The following is a 20,665-nucleotide window of genomic DNA, read 5'->3' as shown; positions in this document are numbered from 1 at the left end:
TAACACCGCAAGGTGCAATATGATAGCTTGAAACATCAATTATCAGTCAGGATTGTTGATCACCAAGAGAAGGCTTTTGAAATTACTCAATTTAGATGAGCCTTTATGACTCATTGCTATTACAATTTAGATGCACTAAAAAAGACTTCATTAAAAAGGCCTTTTTAAAATAATTTATTGGAAATCAATTGGTTGTTTATATCTACATATTAAACCAAGCTTTATTTAAACCCCCAACTTATCATGAAAATGCTATGTTTTTTTGTTGTGGCTTTGCTAAGCTCTTCCACAATTTTTGCTCAAAGTTCAGGAGATAGTTACGCTATCAAAGTTCTTGAAACCGAAGTTCGTCTTTGGGACGATTCAAAGAAAAATGTTGACGCCCGAAACGTCGAGTATCGAACAACACAAGGCGATATTTTCACAATTGTTAGGGCACGAACCGCAGTTATTGCTGACAAAGCTGTTGAAGGCTGGGAGATTGAGTTTTGGCATTTCAATGCGGACCGAACGCAACAGCAACAAAGCTTGGGCTTTACCAAAGGTATGACACCATCAATTGTATTTGTTGATAAAGCACAAAACGGTAAACGATTTTTCATTTCCAGTGCTGATCTAAAAATTGTTGCAACCACAGATTTTAGGAGGCGTCATAGTTGGGCTCGCATAGATGCATTTATTATCCCAGTTAAAGTACGTTTTAAGAATAATCAACCGGGTGGAGTTTCCGAGTTAACTCAAAGCATTAATGTAGGTCCAGCAGTCTCATACACTAAAAATTACGGCGGACCCTTTGGTAAAAATTCGATCAGCTTACTCTTTGCGGTCAACGCAACTAACGTATCAGTTGATGAAAAGACCGTTCCAGGGATTGTAACAGGAAAGACTACACTACTAGGCTTAAGTCCGACTGCAGGGATAAACTGGCAGTACGACAAAATTAACTTTGGAATATTTACTGGAATAGACGTATTATTTGGCGATGCAATGGATAAATGGGCTTACCGAAAAAGTCCATGGGTCGGGCTTAGTTTCGGTACATCCATTACTGATCTTACTTCACCAAAGAAAGAAAATCAATAGAAAGTACTAATTAATTAACCTGTTAATTTATAAACAAAGCATCAGATCTAAAAGGGTTTGACAAGGGTGACATTAAGACCTATTAAAATAGAAAATTTGCAGAATAAATATTTTCTTTCTACTTTTGCTATTTAGGACCTAAGGATTTGTACGAGTCCCTACGGCCTTGACCAAATCCTCGGTTTCGAACCGGGGTTTTTTTTATAAACGAATTATTCCATCTTGATTAGAGACCGATGATGGATAGCATAACGGCAACAATTTCCTTTCGAAAATTTTATGAGCTTGAAATTTTCTTCTAGAGGCTTGTGGAAACTCCTTTTCTTTCAACGTATAAGCGATAACATCTGCTGCTTGAATGAATAATGATTCAGATGAAATTTGAAAAAAAGGATCTTCGATGATTTTTGCTATACGGATATTGGGAATTGTGACGCCACTAGACCCTGTGCCTAACAGTTTTCGTACATGAGTAGTAGTGTTTTTTTCGTTGGTTCTTTCAAAAAGTACAATACCATTTTGTTTATCTTTTTTTAATAATTCATCAAAAGATTGATACAGCTTCGTTATCGTTGTCGTATGATATTCCGACCGGGGTAATTTACTTTTTTGAAATTGACGACATGGAAGGTCATGCCGCGCACGTCAAGCAGTGGCGTGACTACGCCGTGAGATTAGAGTACTATGTCAACGAGCGGAACGGCCCCGGCATGCTACTTTACGTCTGGGAAGAACACGTAAGGATGATGGAAGCCATGTTCCTGCTTTGGCATGAGCACCGAAATATCATTTACAGGTATAAGCCAGTGGCCGCTGAACAGTTAGCCGAAGAACGAAGTACGTGGGACTACTTCCCAATAAACCTTGACGAAAACTGGCTGGCTAACCCATACCTGATCGTTCAAAAGTTCTTTGAGAAGTACTATCTGGCTGTTTACCGTGATTATTTGTATGAGTGGTTGCATATGGCATTGACCCGGACAGAGAACCGCGACCCCGATTTGGATGCCGAGGAAGTAATCACGGTATACGAAAACATGTTGGAACTACATGCGGCTGCTTGGATTATCTGTCAGCGCAATAGTGACCGTCCGCACCTGAAAAGAAAAAAGGCAGACACACCGGTGCCATTAGAAATTCCTGAGCCGGTCACTAGCGAACCATTGGAACACCTCAATATTGCCGAGCAAATGAGAGAGGTTTCAGAAAATAAATGCAAGCTGTTCATTCCGCTTTATTCAAAACCCAGTTCTGCCTGCGCCCTGGGACTAAAAAAAGTCAAAGAAGACATTTTAACAAAATACCCTACCGTGCAGCTGATCGTTTACCTCGGCAGCCAGCCTGATCCTTTTACCTGCTTTCTTTTGGTGCTGATCTCAGAGGAAGAAAAAAAAGAGGAGGGGCAATTGTCTAACCAGATTGAAGAGTATTTAAAGCCATTGGTACATACTCACATCATCCTGCACAAGACTACCAGCGCCTTGACAGCGCTACATAAAGGCAGCCGCTTCTGGAACGATGCTTTGACCAAAGGAGAAGTCATTTATAAATCAGAAACTCTACCCTCCTTTAAGGCACACCCGGTAGCTTATCAGGTTCGCCAAGAACGTGCACAGTTCCACTGGAAGCTGTGGGGCAAGCAGGGCAAAGAGCTTCTACACGGTGTAGGATTCTTTCAGGAGAGCGGCAATTACCGCCAGGCCGCTTTCCTGCTGCATAAAGCCACGGAAACCACGCTGAAAGGCATCATCCAGGCCGTATTAGGCTACCGCATCCAAATGCATAACATCTCGCGTTTGCTCCGGCTAACCCTACTGTTTACAGATATCTTAAAAGATGTATTTGAGCTAAACACCGAAGCCGGCGTGCAGGAGTTTACCTTCCTTAAAAGTAATTATGCGCAGGCCCATTACAGTGATAGCTTCGCGCCTGAATCTTCAGTCATTGCAGCGCTGTTAAGCAAAGTCAGGCAGCTCCACGAGCAGGCTCAAGCCGTTTATGATGCACATTTGCAGCGGCTTTATACCGGGAGGTGATTTACAATGATATTGCTTATACTTGTGTACAGGGAGCCAGCGAATAGTTTATAAATTTGGCTAACTCCCGGCAAACTGACCTTCATATATTTTAACTCATTTAGGCGAACGCCCCAAGCTGCGATAGTAAGGGGCTTTTTTTAGCACTTAAGTCTATTTACGGTCAATGGCATTTAACGTTACTGTTGGTTGGAAGCTTCCTTTTCTCTGTGTTTTGCAACCCGGACCGGAATTTTACCATTCCGGCAAACAATAAAGTGAAGAAAATCATTTTTTAAGCATACCCTGCCGATCTGGTCCTATGATGAGTGAAAACAAAGCTAACCTGCACCAATTAAATGAACTTCAGGCTACGGCCATATCCGGCAACGATATCAGCTCCTCCTGCTTATATGTATCGGCCCTGACCATTACTTATGCTGGTCAATATGCCTGGATATCATTATTAGTGGTTGCACTGGTGCTCTTTCTTTTCCGCAAAATTTATGGGGAGGTAGTTGGTGCCCTGCCATTGAACGGCGGCGCTTATAACGTGCTGCTGAATACCGCTTCTAAGCGAACGGCGTCTTTCGCCGCATGCCTGACTATTTTGTCCTACATGGCCACCGCTGTCATTTCTGCCTATGAGGCGATGTTCTATTTTCGTGATATTGTACAGGATCTGCCGCTGCTGCCCGCAACTATTCTGATTCTGGTCATCTTTATGATGCTGACCATCATTGGCATCGGAGAGTCCGCTTATGTGGCAGTAATCATCTTCATCGGGCATATCGCTACCCTGTCATTACTCGTGCTCATGGCTTGTTGGTATTTATTCAAAAATGGAACGGAAGCATTAGTGCTGAACTGGCATCTTCCAGTCGCTACAGGAGGTATCTATACGGCCTTGTTCCTCGGTTTTTCCGCAGCTATGCTGGGTATTTCCGGTTTTGAAAGCTCTGCCAACTTTGTGGAGGAACAACAGCCTGGGGTGTTTCCAAAAACGTTGCGCAATATGTGGGGGCTGGTCAGTTTTTTTAATCCGGTCATTGCACTGCTGGCGCTCGCCGTACTTCCAATGGCCGAAATCAGCGGGCATCAGGAATCACTGCTGTCATTTATGGGCGAGAGAGTCGGCGGCGGCTGGCTAAGCTATGTCATTGTAATTGATGCTGTACTGGTACTGAGTGGTGCCGTACTGACGTCTTATGTCGGCGTGACGGGCTTGGCAGAGCGGATCACGTTGGATCGGATACTGCCCAATTTTTTTCTGGCTAAAAATCGCAGGGGCGTCAATTACCGGATTGTAATCGGATTTTTTTTGCTGTGCGTATCTATATTGCTGGTAACGCGCGGCGATCTGGCTAGCCTGGCGGGCGTATATACCTTTTCCTTTTTGCTGGTCATGGCGTTATTTGGTATCGGCAATCTGTTGCTTAAGGTCAAGCGTACCAAACTGCCTCGCCCCGAGCGGGCATCCTTTTTTTCGGTAATTTTGGCTGTTGGATTCATTCTGGCTGCTTTTTTAGGGAATATGCGGCTCAATCTTCCGTCTTTCTATGTTTTTGTTAAATACCTTTTCCCTGCCGCCCTAATCATTCTGTTGATGCTGAACCGTGCCCAAATCGCCCGTTGGCTCATTTATGCGGTAAATAACACCGGAGGACGGTTAAAACAATGGATTAAAAAATACGTCCGCCCGTACCGGATTCTCGTCAGGCTGAATGCTCAGGAACTGGTATTTTTTACTCGTGGCGACAACATTGCGGCGTTAAACCGGGTGATGATCTATGTGGAAGAGAACGAAGCCACCAAGCGAATCAAAATTGTGCATGTCGCTAATGCGCAAAGTAATAATCTGCATTTAAAAAGGGATGTGGAAGTGCTGGACCGCGCGTATCCGGATATCGATATTGATTTTGTAGAAATCGAAGGCACCTTCGGACCGGAGCTTATCGATGAACTATCCCATCAATGGAACATCCCTAAAAACTTCATGTTCATTGGTGCTCCCGGTAACAAATTTCCTTACCATGTTTCAGAACTTGGTGGTGTAAGACTAATCATGTAATGATAATAAGTATGAATATTGACCGTGCCTATCAGCTGATTACCGACAAACTTTCGCTATGGCTGAGAGAACTGGTAAGATTACTGCCCAATATCGCTTTAGCCGTCATCATCCTGATCGTCGGCTTTTTGATCGCCCGGTCAGTGAGTGGCGCGATCAAAAAGCTACTCCGGCGTTTTATCCATAACCAGACGCTGGACAACCTTTTTGGTTCTTTCCTTTATATTTTCTTGCTGGGCGTTTTTATTTTCATCGCTCTGAGCGTTCTCCAGCTGGACAAAGCGGTGACTACGATATTAGCCGGTGCAGGAATCGCAGGATTGGCTCTTGCTTTCGCTTTTCAGGATATTGCAGCCAACTTTATGTCAGGTGTACTGATCTCCATACGTCGTCCTTTGAGTGAGGGAGATGTGGTGAAAATTAAAGATTATATGGGCAAGGTGGAAGAGATTAATCTGCGCGATACGGTGATTCGTACATTTCAGGGGCAGATGGTGATCGTACCGAACAAAGATGTTTTTCAGAATCCTATTGAAAATTTTTCCCTGTTGGGAAAGCGCCGCTTTGATTTAAACGTGGGCATTTCTTACGGTGATGATCTGGAGAAAGTAAGAACGGTTACCTTGCAAGCGGTGCAGGACTTACCCGGGCTGTGTCCCGATGAACAAACTACCTTCTTTTTCCGGGAATTCGGAGACAGTTCCATCAACTTCGTTCTGCGTTTGTGGGTGGACTCACCCGAGCAACCAGCTTATTTGCAAGTCGGCAGCGAAGCCATCGTGCGTATTAAAAAGGCATTCGATGATCATGACATCATGATTCCGTTCCCCATCAGAACGTTAGACTTTGGCATCAAAGGCGGCGTTTCGTGGCAGGACATGAGCACCCCCGGAAGCAAAGCCTGATTTGGTATTGTACTTTTTTTTCTGTATATTGAGGATACTCACCGGGCTTGTTCTGCAAAGTCCTATTGTCAAACCATTAAATTTTACAGATTATGAAAGCTATCCTTCAAGATATATTAATTCCTATCGACCTTTCTGATACCTCATTCAATGCCTTAAATACGGCCATCAATATGGCACGCAGACATCAGGCCAGGCTCCATTTGTTATATGTCAGTGATATCATGTTTTATTACCCAAAGGTCGGCGATCTGACGGCCGTTCAGTTGATGGCAGCTGAGGTGATGGAAAAAGATGCTTATTTGCTCGAAAAATTGACAGCCTCGATTAAAGCCGCTCACCGGGTCGATTGCCGGCTGTATACGGTAACGGGGAACCGTAACCTGATGATCAAAGAATGGGTGCAGCAAAACCCGGTTGACTTGACGATCCTTGGCTTGTCGCCCAGTGCGACCGATGCGTCCTACCTTTTCGACAGTCTCCCTTATCAATTGCTGCAAGCCACGAACAGTCATGTGCTTACCGTTCCCGCAGACAAGTCTGTAGACCGCTTCCAGCACATTATCTATCCTGTGCAAAGTACAGGTACACCGATGTCTAAATTCCCGCTGACGCGTCAGATTGCTGAAAAGAATAATGCGGATGTATCGGTCATCAGCCTGATTGAGCGCGCGGATGCGGACATTTCCAGTAGTTTGAACCGGTTTTCAGCGCGGGTTAAGTTTCGGTTGGACGGAATGGCCAGGTCGGTAACGACCGGGCAGCATTATACACATGACCGGGCAGCATCGCTGGCCTCGATATGCCGGACGGAGGTGGCTGACCTGGTGGTCATAGAAGCAGACACCCAAAGAAATATCAAAGAGTACTTTTTTGGAAATTTTACTCAAAAAATGCTCCGCAACCCGGATGCCGCAGTACTGTGTATTAATCCATCGCAACGTGCTGGAAATACGACTTCACTGTTAACAGACCGCGTCGGGAAAAGGCGTCTGCAGGTCGCTTACTAAAAAAAGCACAAGTACGCGTTACTCAGCAAGAGCGCTGTAGATTACGTCCCGCCGGATGCCTTAGGACCGGTTTGCATCCGGCGTTCTAATGCTTGAAAAACGTCCGCTTGCTGGTGTCGCCCGGGAACGCAGCGAAGCTGCTCCAGCATTTGCTGGAGTCCCTGATGAATATAACGATCGTCTTTCCCATATTGCCAGATAGGAAAAATGCAATCCTCAAACAGCGCATCAAATTCAGCAATTTTCTGGCTGATTCTCCGCTTGCCCTGATCGTCGTTGATTAGCCGCGGCAAGCAATGATTCAGCCGGTAAGCAAACAGGTCCGTTAATGCATGAATGCTCAATACAGCCGTTGCCGGGTCATTGATGCCCGGGCTGAGTGCCTTGATGGCGACCTCGGACAGTTGCCGGAAACCATACTCAGGGTTTCGTTCAATAGGTTGCCCGCTGTAAAAATCAATGCATAGATATAATTCTTTGCTAAGTTTTTCAGGTATTGCGGTTGTTCCATAAACTTGAGCTAAGGCCGCTCCTTTGATGAGATAGGTTCCCTTGGCATGCAGAAAGACAATTTCCAGCTGGTGAGCGGTCAATAGATCAAGCAGGCGAGGCTGATCAAATCCCTGAAAATAGCCTGATTCGTCTGCCGGAAGTTTAATGAACAGCTGGGCCAGCTCAAAAGTAGCTGGGGTATCCGTACAAAACTGCTGCTCCATCGCCTTAAGCGTTTGCGTTTGTATTCGTTTAATAACCGTCTCAAATTTTACCGTCTGGGTAACGTAGTCTAGAAAATAAATAAATAGAAAAATGTCCACGATGGTAAGCAAGATGAGGGTATATATGCTTATGGCAGGTACGTAGATACCAGTGCTGATATCGCGGATGGTGCTGAGTAAAAACAGCGCGTAGACAATCGTGCCAATGTAAGTTCCGAGAATGATCTGCTGGAAACGATTCTCGATCATGCTGTTCAAAATGCGGTTACTCATTTGCGAGGCGGCTTGGTTCAGAATAATCATCACCATGGAAAAACTAAATACGGTGAGCGAAATGATGCCTCCTGCGATCGTCGTCAATATGGAGCGGGCTGTACTGGCATCTTTCAAACTCAGCCAGCTCAGTTGCTGTTTAAAGCTTTTCCCCGCTTCGGAAAAATCAATTTTAAGCATGATTATGGAGATCAGCAGGAAGCTGACCGCAATAATGGCCGGGTAAAAGGCTATGCTGCTGATGATTTTAGAATAATGCTTACGCAGCCATTTAATAATTTTTGTCATGTGCGTTTACTTACTGTACTATAGAACACAGCATCCTCGAATAGTTTTATAGTAGAGGTACCGTTCTGAATGACCTTGCCTCAACGGTCTTCATAGCTTACCGGCGAACCTGCGATTTTCGCAAGCAAGACTCCAGGGCTTTGGCTTCCTGCAAAACTTTGTATCAAACATTCCTACAGATTTATAACTTATACCTATCCATTGAGTTAGATTTTTTGCCGGAAATACTATATTAATCATGATGAAAAAATGGGTTATTGCGCTATGGCTTTTTAGTCAGTATTTGACCGTGGCTGCCGCCTTTCCTCAAGATAGTGCCCGCGTCCAAAATGACTCCATTCACAATGCCCGCCTGGATAACCAAATGGTCCGGGTACAGCGTTATGCCGCAGAACGGCTTGCAGACTCACTGAAACGGGCGGAACTGGAAGCCCGCGTAGCTAAGCTTAGCAGAACGGGTAACCTTGAAAAGTCAGTGCTCGAAAGCCAACTTAATGCCTTGCGCCAGCACGACTCACTTAAAACAGTACGTCAAAAAAAGGAAATTGATTCTCTGCGCCGTTTCGTGAAAGGCTTCCCTGTAATTATTTTGCAGGACACGCTGTTCCATATTTATGTCCGGCAAGGTAGTTTTACGGCTCAGGACCGAGCCGAGGCGATCAGCAAGCGGATCGGGAATCTCGCGGAACGCCATGACTTCAGTCCAGATTCGATTCAGCTCAGCCAGGCGGAGTTTAGTACAGATATTGTTTATGGCAGTAATTTGCTGGTTTCGGTATCTGGGCAGGATGCCCTATGGCAAAACATGTCCCGCGACCAGCTGGCCGAGAGCTTTCGCGGCAAAATTACCTCTGCAGTGCGGCAGTACCGGGATGAAACTGGATGGCAAACGCTTCTGAGAGAAGCAATCCTGGCAATGCTGGTCATTGCTGTAGTAACCTGATTATTTACGGTGTAAACCGCCTGTTTCGTTTACTTTATAGGCGCTTAACCGCCATGCAGGGCAGGCATATTAATGGCTTGAAGATTAAAAATTATGAAGTTTTCAATGCCGGTCAGCAGCTTTCTGTAATCAACGGTTTACTCTTGCTCACCAAATGGATTTTAATATTACTGGTTTTGTACCTGGCCTTGCCTGTACTTTTTGGCATATTTCCGTTCACCCGGGATTTGTCCGGCCGGTTGCTGAACTACATCCTTACCCCGGTGACGCGCATTGCTCACGCCGTATGGAATTATGTGCCTAACTTGATTACAGTCATTGTCCTATTGGTAATTTTCCGGTATATCCTTCGTGTCTTCCGGTACCTTAAGACCGAAATCGAGCGGGGGCAGTTGCATATCCCCGGCTTTTATGCCGATTGGGCAGGTCCGACTTATCAAATCATCCGCGTGCTGATCATGTCCTTTATGCTCATCGTGATTTTTCCTTACCTGCCGGGATCCGATTCGCCCATATTTAAAGGCGTTTCTGTATTTATGGGTGTCCTTTTTACGTTTGGCTCAGCCGGGGCACTCAGCAATGTGGTAGCCGGCCTGGTATTAACTTACATGCGTGTCTTCCGCATTGGCGACCGGGTAAAAATTGGCGAGGTTACGGGAGATGTCGTTGAAAAGACAGTTTTGGTGACCCGGATCAAGACGATCAAAAATGAGCTGGTATCTATACCCAATTCAACCGTCATGTCGAGCCATACCACCAACTACACCAGTGAAGCTGCAGCTGCGGGCTTAATAATTCACACAACGGTAACTATTGGCTATGGTGTGCCCTGGCGACAGGTTTATGAATTGCTTATTACTGCGGCCACTCAGACTGCATTTATCGAAAAGGACCCAGCTCCTTTTGTACTGCAGACCGGCCTGGAAGATTATTACGTCAGTTACAATATCAATGCCTATACCAAAGAACCAGGTAAACAAGCCTTGATCTACTCCAGCCTGCATGCTAACATCCAGGACTGCTTTAATCAGGCGGGCGTAGAAATCATGTCACCACATTACCGGGCCGTTAGGGATGGCAATCAGGTTACAACGCCAGCCAGTTATCTGCCCCCAAATTATAAGGCGCCCTCCTTCCGGTTTCGCAGGGAAGAGTAGAAGTTACAGCGAAGTGACGACTGCCGACCATAAAAATACTGAATGCAATCTGGATAATAAATTAAAAAAAGGTCTATAAAGGTCAATTGTCTTACCGCAATATTGCTAAAGACACTTTATTTTGTTATATTAGAAAATATGCCGTTAAAAAGACTGATATACATCCTGCTTTCTGCTTGGCTAATCAACGCTTTAGTCTGCTTTCAAGGGAGTAATGTTTTTGAAAACGGCCATCAGCAGATTTTACATAAAACAGCCCTGCGTCACATTCCGAACACGTTGTTGAGGATGTTGCGTAATTATGGTCGGGAAGTCGAAGACGATGATAGTACCACCGAAAAAATTAGCTATAATCTGCGTTACCTTGGCTGTAATAGACTGGTGGTTAAAGCATATTGGGCTATAATACAGTGCATCTACAGCACTATATTATTTGATGAAAAGCATCCTGGTAAAACGGTATTCTGTACGATAGCTGCCCATTGGCTACCGTCGCCCGATCTACATATATTTCGTTTAACTCCTTTTTGACGCTTAAATAAAGCTTAAAAGCTTCTTTTTATTGAACCATTGCTACAGCCCGTCAACAGGCTTACACGATAATTGTGTATCTGCGCTTAACGGGGCAGTAATGCAATATTTTATTTAATTCTAAAAAAAGGATCACATGTCCAGATTATTTGTGGTAGCTAATCGGCTGCCTATTTCTATAGAAAAACAAGGAGACAAAATTACGTATCGCCAGGCCTCCGGTGGTTTAGTAACTGCCGTAAGTGCATTTTTAAATAAAGAGAATAACCGTTTCACTCAAAAAATATGGGCAGGTGTGGCCGGATGTTCTGAGATATTGTGGCAGGCCGCAGCCGACTCGATTAACACCGACTATGATTTTAAGCCGCTTTTTATACCTGCCAAACAGTACGATCAATATTATAATGGTTTTTCCAATTCAGTACTTTGGCCGTTATTTCATTACTTCCCGTCATTTGCCGATTATCAGCCTTCTTATTTCGACGCTTATCTTAAAGTAAACACTGAGTTTGCTGGAACCTTACTCAAAACACTAAACGCCGACGATACCGTTTGGATACATGATTATCACTTGTTGCCATTGGCCGCAATGCTTCGTAAAAAATTGCCCGGGCTTACCATTGGGTTCTTTTTGCATATTCCATTCCCCTCATACGAGCTGTTCAGGGTTATCCCACGCGAGTGGCAGCAAGAGTTGCTTAGTGGTATGCTGGGTGCAGATGTAATTGGCTTTCACACCGAAGATTATCAGTCGCACTTCATCAACTGTGTTAAAAAAGTACTCAAGGTGCGTAACGAAGGGCATGAAATTCATTGGCAGGGTAGAAATGTACGTACGGGTGCGTTTCCCATCGGCGTTGATTTTGAACGCTTCAACCATGCATCTACTAATCTTGAAGTATTATCAAAACGGGCCGAGTATCTGCGTTCTAAGCAAGACAAACAATTACTTTTTTCGGTGGATAGGCTGGATTATACCAAAGGTGTGTTTAACCGTTTAAAAGGCTACCGCGAGTTTTTGGTGCAAAATCCGGGCTATCGCGGTAAGGTCGTGTTTGCATTGGTCATTGTGCCTTCGCGCGACAGCATCGGCAAATATGCTGAACGCAAGAGTCTGATTGACGAGTATATCGGCAACTTTAACAGCCGGTTTGGTAACATAAGCTGGCAGCCAGTCATTTACCAATATGGACACTTATCTTTCGAAGAATTGCTTGGCCTGTATACGGCCTGTGATTTAGCATTGATTACTCCGTTGAGGGATGGGATGAATTTAGTTGCCAAAGAATTTGTGGCTTCCCGGCGCGACAAACAAGGCGTATTGGTGTTAAGCGAAATGGCCGGTGCTGCGCATGAGTTGACCGAGGCGTTGCTCATTAATCCTAACGACCGGAAAGAGATCGCCCGCATGATTCGTACCGGTTTGGAAATGAGCCCGGCTGAGCAGGAAAAACGGATGACGGCAATGCAAAGCCGTATAAGTTCTTACAACGTAGTCGCCTGGGCAAAGGCGTTTTTTGCTAAACTTGATGAGGTACGGCATGCACAGCAAAAAAGTGAGCCGCAGTTATTGGATAACTTTGCCAAAGCCCAAATGCTTGAGCAGTATAACAAGGCCAAAAAGAGACTTTTGCTACTGGATTATGATGGTACCTTAGCGCCGTTTGCAGCTAACCCCAACGATGCTGCACCTTTGCCCATCGTTATACAACTACTTAAAAAACTGGGCAGCGATCCTAAAAACAGCGTGTACATTGTTTCGGGGAGAGACAGCGTTTCTTTGCAAAATTGGCTAGGTCATTTACCGGTTGGGTTAATTGCTGAACATGGAACCAAAATAATGGATCGAGGCGGCGAATGGCAAACACGATCTGCTCCTGAAGCTTTGATGGCCTTAGCGGAGGTAACACAGCTGATGGAACAGTTTTTAAACCAATGCCCTGGATCTTTTATAGAGAAGAAAGACTTTTCGGTAGCCTGGCATTACCGTAAAGCCGACTTAGCGTTATCGGGCATTAAAGCCAAACAGTTGCTGGATGCGCTGATGGCAAGCGTCGATCTGTCAACATTAAGTGTGCTAAACGGGCACAAGGTAATTGAAGTAAAAGGTGCCAATATCAACAAAGGATTAGCTGTCAAAAAAATGCTCAATCCGCAAAGTCCGGAGTTTATACTTTGCATCGGCGACGACCAGACTGATGAGGATATGTTTAAGGTGTTACACGACAATAAGGCGGCGTTCACCGTCAAAGTAGGTAACGAACCTACGCTGGCAGCCCACAATGTGCTTACACCTTATCTGGTACATGAGTTATTACAGCGGCTAAGTACAACTGCCGACCTTGTGCAAACATTTTAAGTAAAAGAATAGTATTTGAAACTACATTATTATGAAAAACATTGGAATAATTTTAATGGTACTGGGCGTCTTTATGCTCATGTGGACAGGCTTTACTTATACCCAAAAAGAAAAGATTGTAGATGCCGGCCCCATCCAGATATCGGCGGACAGAGAAAAAAGCGTGAACTGGCCACCTTATGCAGGCGGACTATTAGTTGCCGGTGGCATCGTGCTTTTGGCGCTGAATAAAAGAGGAAGGTAAATTTCCCAAATTGAAAACACGATATAGCGGCATTTATGGCCGCCCTATACAACAAGACTTAATTCAATGTTAGTCCACGTACACTTACCTGCTATGTAAATGAATTTGAACGAAATTTTGACGATTACCATCATGCTGGCAGCCATATTTGCCTATATTAACCACCGTTATATTAAATGGCCGCCAACTATCGGCATTATGATCTTGTCGCTGGCCGCATCCCTGTTGTTGGCTACCTTCGGTAACTCGCACTCGCTACTTTCAGAAAAAGCCGTCCAACTGGTATCCTCCATTGACTTTCAGGAAGTTTTGATGGACTTTATGCTGAGTTTTCTATTATTTGCAGGAGCTATACACATTAACGCGCAAAAGCTATGGCAGCAACGTTTACCGGTACTGATTATGGCTACAGTCGGGCTACTGATATCAACCGCTGTGGTTGGCGGACTGATGTGGCTGGTGTTTAGCTGGTTCGGACTAAATATCCCTTTAGTCTATTGTTTGCTTTTTGGTTCGCTCATCTCGCCAACCGACCCTATTGCCGTGTTAGGTCTGCTCAAAGCTGCACGCATCCCTGAATCGCTGGAACTAAAAATATCAGGTGAGTCACTGTTTAATGACGGTGTTGCTGTGGTGATTTTTGTGACTATTGCAGAAATAGCACGTTCCGGAGGAACGGACGTTTCGGTTGCAGAAATCTCGAAGCTTTTTTTACAAGAAGCCTTGGGCGGACTGGCTTTTGGTGCGCTGGTAGGTTATATAGGCTTTCTAGCTCTAAAGTCTATTGATGATTATAAAGTGGAGGTTTTAATTACCCTGGCTATTGTGATGGGTGGTTATTATGTTGCTGGCAACCTGCACCTATCCGGCCCGCTAGCCATGGTAGTAGCAGGCATTATTACTGGTAACAAAGCTAAAGATGAGGGGATGTCGGTGATTACACGTGATTATCTAGGCAAATTTTGGGAACTGATTGATGAAATACTGAATGCCGTTTTGTTTTTACTCATCGGTTTTGAAGTATTAGTCATTAAGGTGAACATGACGTTGCTCCTAATTGGGGGGATAGCTATTCTCGTCGTGTTGCTCGCCCGTTTCTTTTCGGTAATACTGCCGGTTGGTTTATTGAGGCGATGGGTAAAGTTTGAAGACCATGCCGTGCCGATACTTACCTGGGGCGGCTTACGTGGTGGTATATCAGTGGCACTGGCCCTTTCACTAAGCAGCAAAATGTACCGGGACGAATTTGTCCTCATCACTTATGTAGTGGTGGTATTTTCTATTTTGGTGCAGGGACTAACGATCAGTAAGGTTGCCAAAAAGCTTCAACAAAAATCAGCGAGATAAGTATGGGAGAAGTAACCAAAGCTATAAAAAACTTTATAGGTCATCGTTTTAGTTTGCTGGAAGGCCGGGCAGAAGAAGCAGTCATTATTGAAGCCATTAAAAAGAATGTTGATTTTAAAGGAGCAAACTTGTGGGCGCTCATCTTTGCCATCTTTATTGCGTCGATCGGCCTTAACGTAAACTCGACTGCTGTCATCATCGGGGCAATGCTCATATCGCCTATTATGGGGCCGGTTATGGGTGTAGGCCTGGGTATAGGCATCAATGATTTAGACCTAGTGAAAAGAGGCGGCAAGAACTTGCTGGTCGCTACACTGTTTAGTATACTTACCTCTACCGTTTATTTTTACATCACACCATTACATGAGGCGCAGTCTGAGCTGCTTGCCCGTACTTCGCCATCAATCTGGGATGTTTTTATTGCTTTATTTGGTGGCCTGGCGGGTATGGTGGCCGCTTCAAGAAACGAAAGGAGTAACGTTATACCCGGTGTAGCTATTGCCACGGCGCTTATGCCGCCTTTATGTACTGCCGGATTTGGCTTAGCTACCGGCAACTGGCTTTACGCCATCGGAGCGCTGTACCTCTATTTCATCAACAGTGTTTTTATTGCCATAGCTACTTTTCTAGTAGCTAGGTATCTCAACCTGGAGCGCAAGCATTTTGATAACCCGCGTACGGCTATCAAGGTTACCCGGTATATGATTGCCCTAGTATTAATTACCATTATACCAAGCATCGTGATGGCCTACCGCATTGTCGACAAGAGTTTTTTCGAAACCAGCGCACGTAAATTTGTAGATGAGCAGTTTCGTTTCGCCTCAACCCAGGTTGTGTCACGTTCTTACCGTTATGGTAGCCACAGCAAAGAAATTGACCTGCTGCTGATTGGCGACGAATTAAATAAAGCACAGGTCGACTCTTTAAAGTTACGTTTAAATGATTACAAGCTTCGGGGTGTAGAACTCAAGATCCGGCAGGGGTTAAATGCCAAACAGGAAATTGATCTTTCGCAAATCAGGGCCAGTATCCTGGAGGACGTTTTTAGCACCCAAAAGCCACAGGATACAATCAGGGCTCAAAAAAACAAGCCGGCGGTAGCAGATAGTAATGTTTTAGCAGAATTAAAAGTTCTTTATCCTTCGGTGCGGTCTTTAGGCCGCAGTCAAATGATTATCAGTTATCCGGATACGGCCAAAAGAGATACCCAGCAGGTGATTCTAGCCAGCTTTGCTACCGCCTTACGTCCTGCAGATCGTAGTAAATTGGAGCAATGGCTCCGGGTGCGCTACCGAACTGAACAGATTCGCTTGGTGACACAGTGATACCCGCTTTATTCTTGGTCAATTTATATCACTATTCGTAATCCCAACTGTTGCAACAACTGTATAACAACATAAACACATGACGCCAAAAGCCCCTATCGATCATTTAATCAAGCCGGTAAGCCGGTTTATACATCTAGAGTATACAAGCGGTCTGGTGCTGCTTTTCGGTGTCGTGTTGGCTATTGTTTGGGTAAACTCCCCTTTTGCTGAAAGCTATCACCATGTATGGGAAATCAATTTTTCTGTAGGCTTTGGTGATGACCGGTTAAGCCACCCGTTGCACCTATGGTTAAACGATGGGCTGATGGCCATATTCTTCTTTGTGATAGGGCTGGAATTAAAACGGGAGTTTCTGGCAGGTGAACTCTCATCAATAAAAAAAGCTGCATTGCCCATGGTTGCTGCTTTGGGTGGCATGCTTGTGCCCGCGTTGATCTATACCCTCATTAATAAAGGTGGTGATGGCGCTCATGGGTGGGGTATTCCGATGGCTACCGATATTGCGTTTGCACTTGCGCTGCTTTCCATGGCGGGTAAGCATATTCCTTCATCGGTCAAAGTATTTCTATCAGCGCTTGCTGTAGCGGATGATTTAGGAGCTGTTTTAGTGATCGCTTTTTTTTACAGTAATAATCTCCATTTTGGACCCTTGATGATTGGTGGGATCTTTCTATTGGCTTTAATAATAGGAAACGCGGTGGGTATACGCCATACGGCATTTTATCTTATTTTGGGCTTCGGGGTTTGGGTAGGATTTTTGCTCTCAGGTGTACATGCAACGATTGCAGGTGTTCTAGTCGCATTCACCATACCGGCCAAAAGAAGAGTGGATGAACAGCGCTATGCGACGCGCCTTAGGGAATTGTCAGATGAGTTTGAAAGGGAAATACCCGATTGTAGTACCTTAACTACGCCCCGGCAACATGAACTCATCGAGCACATCAAGGGTTTAAGTTTAGCAGCGCAAACGCCACTGCAAAAAATTGAATCAACGTTGCATCCATGGGTGGCTTTTATCATCATGCCTTTATTCGCACTAGCCAATTCCGGGATAACCATCAGTGCTGACTTTGTGCATAAATTAATAAACCCGGTAAGCATTGGTGTGATCTGCGGCCTGGTCTTAGGTAAGTTCATGGGAGTGCTGTCTTTCACTTGGCTGCTGATCAAATTTAAAGTGGCAGAATTGCCACATGCTGCCCGGTGGCATCATATCATTGGGGTATCGGCCCTGGCTGGTATCGGATTTACCATGTCGCTATTCGTTTCCTCCCTGGCGTTTGAAAACGCGGAACGCATTGAACAAGCTAAATATGGTATTCTGGTAGCTTCTATTGTTGCGGGGTTATCAGGAATCATTATCTTGAAGCATTCAGCGCGGGCTTCAAGCTTTGTTAATAAACCAAAGGTAAAAAGCGCCACCTGATGCATACATTATGACATCTAGATAGTCTGATGTATAGCGTTGCATAAAGTAGGGTAGCACCAACTCGAAAATAATGCTGTAAAACAGCACAATATATGAAACCTCACCAAAAGTTAATATAAAGGTTGGTAGGCGAAAGAGATAGCGCATCAGCGTTCTGGTCCCCAATGCAGTTAGCGGAACGATGATAAGATCGTTGAGGTAAAACCGGACAAAAGTAGGGAGCACCAGGCTTGCCCTTTCAGACAAATACACCGCTAGTCCTACAATGCATAAGGTAATTAGCCAGTATTTTGGATGCATCAGGCAAAAGCAATGACAATTACCAGGCTAATGGCAGCTACGATTGCCAAAAACACGTAACGCGCATATGGCGGCAGCGAATCAGTAAAACTAAAGCCATGGTCGGTAGACTTGCTTTCTCTATTTACTTGCCTGCTATCCAGCAAAGCATCACAAAGGCTGCATCGTTGGTCAGCTTTACTATCAGCCGAATTCCAATGCTGACAATTTGGACACTTGATATTGTTCAAACTCATATTAATTCAATAGTAGTTTAATGTATGTTTTATTCATGAAGCGCGTAAGATGCTTAATTGAAATTAATTTGTTATAAGAGCGTCTATAATACGATAAATGGCTGCTATTCCTTGTATTTAACTTAGTCGTTAGCGTTTACTCAGAAACATATTCGGTAGGCAGGTGTTACAGATTTATTGTTAAAACATTGTTTGGTTTAACGAGAAACCACCAAACGGCCTGTATTAAAATTTAAGGTGTTTTGACTTTATTGGATGCTGCGCCTTTAACTAATTATTTTAAAACCTGTGCCGCCGTAACGGGGCTTTCCATATACTGTAGCTGTCTTTTTCAGATCGGTTCCGAAGCCTGGCAGCGCGGTAGGGTATTGAGCTGCAATGACTTATATATGATAATGCAAACTAAACTTAAATCTACACTCGATAAAGGTGTTACCGTTCCGGGGCTTACGTTTATTATAGGCGTTTGCCTGCTGGCTGTTTTCTTTCCGCAGCCTACCGAGCAGGTCCTGAACGTGATTAAGGAATTTATATTCGTGAATTTGAACTGGATTTACGTTGGTCGGTTACCATATTTGTTGTTTTTTTGATTTATCTGATGTTCAGCAAGTATGGCAACATCAAGTTAGGGCCTAACGATAGCAAACCCGAGTATTCGTTTTTCTCGTGGCTGGCCATGCTGTTTGCCGCAGGGATGGGGATTGGTTTGTTATACTTTGCCGTCGCCGAGCCTATGTCTCATTACTCAGCAAAGGCCTTTGCTGATAATCATTACATCAACCGTGCAAAAAACGCGCAGTTATATACCTTTTTTCATTGGGGCATTCATGCCTGGGCGGTATATGGACTGGTAGGTTTATGCTTAGCCTACTTTTCGTACCGGTACCGTTTGCCGCTTTCGCTCCGGAGCTGCCTGTACCCATTGCTGAAAGAAAAGATTAATGGTAAATGCTATAGACGTTTTTGCGCTATGTAGCACGTTTTTCGGTATTACTACTACGTTAGGTTTTGGGGTGGTTCAAATTAATGCCGGTTTGAAAATACTTCATGTGTTGCCTCAAACCAGTTTTAGTTACCAAGTTGGCATTGTAGGTATACTAGTATCATTAGCTATTGTATCTGCAATCTCTGGTGTTGGAAAGGGTATCAAATTGCTAAGTAACATTAATATTGTTGCAGCCATTGTGCTTATGCTGTTCGTTTTAACGCTGGGTCCAACCGTGTACCTTATTGGTAGCTTTACCGACGGGATAGGAAATTACATCAATAACTTTTCAACATCACCTTTAATACCCATGTTTACGATGCGGAAACCCTGCCGTGGTTTTACAACTGGAGCATCCTGTACTGGGCGTGGTGGATCTCGTGGGCGCCATTTGTGGGACTTTTTATTGCTCAAATATCTAAGGGACGAACCATCAGGTCTTTTATAGCAGCTGTATTAATATTGCCTACTTTATTTAATTGCGTTTGGTTTACCATTTTTGGCAACAGCGCTATATGGCTGGATTTAAATGTTGCTCATGGCATATTAAACCATTTGGTAGGTGACAAAGATGCCCTGATGTTCCGTTTTCTGGAGTATTTGCCACTCTCGACCATTTCGAGCTTTTTGGTGATCGCCATCATTATCATTTTCTTTATGACCTCTGCAGACTCGGGTATTCTGGTGATGGATAGCATTTCTACCCGTAATGCAGACAATTCTCCAACCTGGCAAAAAATATTCTGGGGAGTTTTACTGGCCGTTTTAGCGCTCATGCTGCTCAACGCCGGAGGTTTGCAGGCATTACAGACCATGACACTGATCACCGCGCTGCCTTTCTCGCTTATCATGCTGTCTTTCGTGGTGTCGCTGATGAAAGGCCTGATGATCGACTATAAATATTACGATCGCGACTTTTCAATATCTACCATCCCGTGGTCAGGCGAGCATTGGAAGGAGCGCCTCACTCAAATTGTATCGTTTAAGGATGATGCTGCAGTAGATGCATTCATCCACGGTCAGGTAAAAGAGGCGTTTACAGAACTCAAGCAAGAATTTGACACCTATGGCATTGCAGTCAGCATTAATTCTACTCATCGTCCAAGCCGGATTGAGCTCGTCATCAAGCATAACGTAGTAAACAATTTTATTTATGGCGTGCAATGCCATATCAAAACCGTATCAGATTACCTGATGACGGAAAAAAACCTTCCGGACGTAGTAGAGAAGAAAACTTACTATCCAAAAACCTTTTTCGGAGATGCACGGGAGGGGTATGACGTGCAGTACTTTACCAAAAACGAGTTAATCAGCGATGTGTTAAAACATTATGAACGTTTCCTGGAAATCATTTCAGAAGAAGCCAATGAAATGTTTATCAGCAGCAATGCCCGCCAGCATGGAGCTTAATAATTTGAAAATAGCAGGCGTTGATAATGGAGTAT

Annotated in this window: 19 protein-coding genes; 17 read left to right on the top strand and 2 right to left on the bottom strand. The window is 44.4% G+C overall.

Annotated features, from left to right (window positions below):
* Positions 1-243 precede the first annotated feature (243 nt).
* The 5 genes from AAGR14_RS16770 (at position 244) to AAGR14_RS16750 (ending at position 7,084) form a co-directional block, all read left to right on the top strand.
* On the top strand, positions 244-1,083 hold the full coding sequence (locus AAGR14_RS16770) for a hypothetical protein (protein ID WP_342645388.1): 840 nt from the start codon (positions 244-246) through the stop codon (positions 1,081-1,083).
* Positions 1,084-1,793: 710 nt separating this feature from the next.
* Positions 1,794-3,119, top strand: coding sequence for a HEPN domain-containing protein (locus AAGR14_RS16765; protein ID WP_342645387.1), 1,326 nt, complete (start codon positions 1,794-1,796; stop codon positions 3,117-3,119).
* A 301-nt stretch (positions 3,120-3,420) separates the two neighbouring features.
* Positions 3,421-5,169: an APC family permease gene (locus AAGR14_RS16760; RefSeq protein WP_342645386.1), complete on the top strand. Its 1,749-nt coding sequence runs from the start codon at positions 3,421-3,423 to the stop codon at positions 5,167-5,169.
* 11 nt (positions 5,170-5,180) lie between these two features.
* Entirely contained in the window at positions 5,181-6,074 is an 894-nt protein-coding gene (locus tag AAGR14_RS16755) for a mechanosensitive ion channel (RefSeq protein ID WP_342645385.1), read from the top strand.
* A gap of 92 nt (positions 6,075-6,166) precedes the next feature.
* The gene (locus AAGR14_RS16750; protein WP_342645384.1) at positions 6,167-7,084 is read left to right on the top strand and encodes a universal stress protein; all 918 of its coding nucleotides are present in this window, start codon (positions 6,167-6,169) and stop codon (positions 7,082-7,084) included.
* A 41-nt stretch (positions 7,085-7,125) separates the two neighbouring features.
* On the opposite strand, the gene AAGR14_RS16745 is transcribed toward AAGR14_RS16750, so the two are convergent.
* Positions 7,126-8,361 carry a DUF2254 domain-containing protein gene (locus tag AAGR14_RS16745; protein WP_342645383.1) on the bottom strand — a complete coding sequence of 412 codons (1,236 nt, stop codon included), beginning with the start codon at positions 8,359-8,361 and terminating at the stop codon, positions 7,126-7,128.
* A gap of 238 nt (positions 8,362-8,599) precedes the next feature.
* Between AAGR14_RS16745 and AAGR14_RS16740 the strand changes: the two genes are divergently transcribed.
* From AAGR14_RS16740 to nhaA, 8 genes are all read left to right on the top strand, one after another.
* Positions 8,600-9,304, top strand: a complete 705-nt coding sequence (locus tag AAGR14_RS16740; RefSeq protein WP_342645382.1) for a hypothetical protein — start codon at positions 8,600-8,602, stop codon at positions 9,302-9,304.
* Positions 9,244-10,461 (top strand): mechanosensitive ion channel family protein, encoded by a 1,218-nt coding sequence (locus tag AAGR14_RS16735; protein ID WP_342645381.1) that lies wholly within the window; start codon positions 9,244-9,246, stop codon positions 10,459-10,461. The genes AAGR14_RS16740 and AAGR14_RS16735 overlap by 61 nt, the downstream gene beginning before the upstream one ends.
* Before the next feature lie 138 nt (positions 10,462-10,599).
* On the top strand, positions 10,600-10,992 hold the full coding sequence (locus AAGR14_RS16730; protein ID WP_342645380.1) for a hypothetical protein: 393 nt from the start codon (positions 10,600-10,602) through the stop codon (positions 10,990-10,992).
* Positions 10,993-11,128: 136 nt separating this feature from the next.
* Positions 11,129-13,351, top strand: coding sequence for a bifunctional alpha,alpha-trehalose-phosphate synthase (UDP-forming)/trehalose-phosphatase (locus AAGR14_RS16725; protein WP_342645379.1), 2,223 nt, complete (start codon positions 11,129-11,131; stop codon positions 13,349-13,351).
* A 31-nt stretch (positions 13,352-13,382) separates the two neighbouring features.
* Positions 13,383-13,595, top strand: coding sequence for a hypothetical protein (locus AAGR14_RS16720; RefSeq protein ID WP_342645378.1), 213 nt, complete (start codon positions 13,383-13,385; stop codon positions 13,593-13,595).
* Between the two features lie 99 nt (positions 13,596-13,694).
* Positions 13,695-14,942 (top strand): sodium:proton antiporter, encoded by a 1,248-nt coding sequence (locus AAGR14_RS16715; protein WP_342645377.1) that lies wholly within the window; start codon positions 13,695-13,697, stop codon positions 14,940-14,942.
* Between the two features lie 2 nt (positions 14,943-14,944).
* A complete protein-coding gene (locus tag AAGR14_RS16710; RefSeq protein ID WP_342645376.1) occupies positions 14,945-16,267 on the top strand; it encodes a TIGR00341 family protein in 1,323 nt (440 codons plus the stop codon).
* Between the two features lie 79 nt (positions 16,268-16,346).
* Positions 16,347-17,696 carry a Na+/H+ antiporter NhaA gene (gene nhaA / locus AAGR14_RS16705; protein WP_342645375.1) on the top strand — a complete coding sequence of 450 codons (1,350 nt, stop codon included), beginning with the start codon at positions 16,347-16,349 and terminating at the stop codon, positions 17,694-17,696.
* A 302-nt stretch (positions 17,697-17,998) separates the two neighbouring features.
* Here the strand turns inward: nhaA and AAGR14_RS16700 are convergent, their stop codons facing one another.
* The gene (locus AAGR14_RS16700) at positions 17,999-18,235 is read right to left on the bottom strand and encodes a hypothetical protein (protein ID WP_342645374.1); all 237 of its coding nucleotides are present in this window, start codon (positions 18,233-18,235) and stop codon (positions 17,999-18,001) included.
* A gap of 395 nt (positions 18,236-18,630) precedes the next feature.
* On the opposite strand from AAGR14_RS16700, the gene AAGR14_RS16695 reads away from it, so the two are divergent.
* Genes AAGR14_RS16695 through AAGR14_RS16680 form a run of 4 tightly spaced genes read left to right on the top strand, consistent with a single transcriptional unit; the run spans position 18,631 to position 20,630 of the window.
* On the top strand, positions 18,631-18,825 hold the full coding sequence (locus AAGR14_RS16695) for a hypothetical protein (RefSeq protein ID WP_342645373.1): 195 nt from the start codon (positions 18,631-18,633) through the stop codon (positions 18,823-18,825).
* Positions 18,822-19,211: a BCCT family transporter gene (locus AAGR14_RS16690; RefSeq protein WP_342645372.1), complete on the top strand. Its 390-nt coding sequence runs from the start codon at positions 18,822-18,824 to the stop codon at positions 19,209-19,211. Before AAGR14_RS16695 ends, AAGR14_RS16690 begins: the two co-directional genes overlap by 4 nt.
* Positions 19,177-19,668, top strand: a complete 492-nt coding sequence (locus tag AAGR14_RS16685; RefSeq protein WP_342645371.1) for a BCCT family transporter — start codon at positions 19,177-19,179, stop codon at positions 19,666-19,668. Before AAGR14_RS16690 ends, AAGR14_RS16685 begins: the two co-directional genes overlap by 35 nt.
* Positions 19,551-20,630 (top strand): BCCT family transporter, encoded by a 1,080-nt coding sequence (locus tag AAGR14_RS16680; protein WP_342648702.1) that lies wholly within the window; start codon positions 19,551-19,553, stop codon positions 20,628-20,630. Before AAGR14_RS16685 ends, AAGR14_RS16680 begins: the two co-directional genes overlap by 118 nt.
* Positions 20,631-20,665 lie beyond the last annotated feature (35 nt).

Source organism: Mucilaginibacter sp. CSA2-8R (assembly GCF_038806765.1).
Lineage (GTDB): Bacteria > Bacteroidota > Bacteroidia > Sphingobacteriales > Sphingobacteriaceae > Mucilaginibacter.
The sequence above is the reverse complement of the archived record's forward strand: the minus strand, read 5'-3'. Positions and strand labels throughout refer to the sequence as shown.

Bases quoted from the DNA above. Each gene is read 5' to 3' on its own strand.
- AAGR14_RS16720 (WP_342645378.1), top strand. From the start codon at position 13,383: ATGAAAAACATTGGAATAATTTTAATGGTACTGGGCGTCTTTATGCTC.
- AAGR14_RS16755 (WP_342645385.1), top strand. From the start codon at position 5,181: ATGAATATTGACCGTGCCTATCAGCTGATTACCGACAAACTTTCGCTA.
- AAGR14_RS16725 (WP_342645379.1), top strand. From the start codon at position 11,129: ATGTCCAGATTATTTGTGGTAGCTAATCGGCTGCCTATTTCTATAGAA.
- AAGR14_RS16770 (WP_342645388.1), top strand. From the start codon at position 244: ATGAAAATGCTATGTTTTTTTGTTGTGGCTTTGCTAAGCTCTTCCACA.
- AAGR14_RS16730 (WP_342645380.1), top strand. From the start codon at position 10,600: ATGCCGTTAAAAAGACTGATATACATCCTGCTTTCTGCTTGGCTAATC.
- AAGR14_RS16685 (WP_342645371.1), top strand. From the start codon at position 19,177: ATGGTAAATGCTATAGACGTTTTTGCGCTATGTAGCACGTTTTTCGGT.
- AAGR14_RS16760 (WP_342645386.1), top strand. From the start codon at position 3,421: ATGATGAGTGAAAACAAAGCTAACCTGCACCAATTAAATGAACTTCAG.
- AAGR14_RS16765 (WP_342645387.1), top strand. From the start codon at position 1,794: ATGCTACTTTACGTCTGGGAAGAACACGTAAGGATGATGGAAGCCATG.
- AAGR14_RS16710 (WP_342645376.1), top strand. From the start codon at position 14,945: ATGGGAGAAGTAACCAAAGCTATAAAAAACTTTATAGGTCATCGTTTT.
- AAGR14_RS16750 (WP_342645384.1), top strand. From the start codon at position 6,167: ATGAAAGCTATCCTTCAAGATATATTAATTCCTATCGACCTTTCTGAT.
- AAGR14_RS16735 (WP_342645381.1), top strand. From the start codon at position 9,244: ATGGCAAACGCTTCTGAGAGAAGCAATCCTGGCAATGCTGGTCATTGC.
- AAGR14_RS16695 (WP_342645373.1), top strand. From the start codon at position 18,631: ATGCAAACTAAACTTAAATCTACACTCGATAAAGGTGTTACCGTTCCG.
- AAGR14_RS16715 (WP_342645377.1), top strand. From the start codon at position 13,695: ATGAATTTGAACGAAATTTTGACGATTACCATCATGCTGGCAGCCATA.
- AAGR14_RS16740 (WP_342645382.1), top strand. From the start codon at position 8,600: ATGATGAAAAAATGGGTTATTGCGCTATGGCTTTTTAGTCAGTATTTG.
- AAGR14_RS16745 (WP_342645383.1), bottom strand. From the start codon at position 8,361: ATGACAAAAATTATTAAATGGCTGCGTAAGCATTATTCTAAAATCATC.
- AAGR14_RS16700 (WP_342645374.1), bottom strand. From the start codon at position 18,235: ATGAGTTTGAACAATATCAAGTGTCCAAATTGTCAGCATTGGAATTCG.
- nhaA (WP_342645375.1), top strand. From the start codon at position 16,347: ATGACGCCAAAAGCCCCTATCGATCATTTAATCAAGCCGGTAAGCCGG.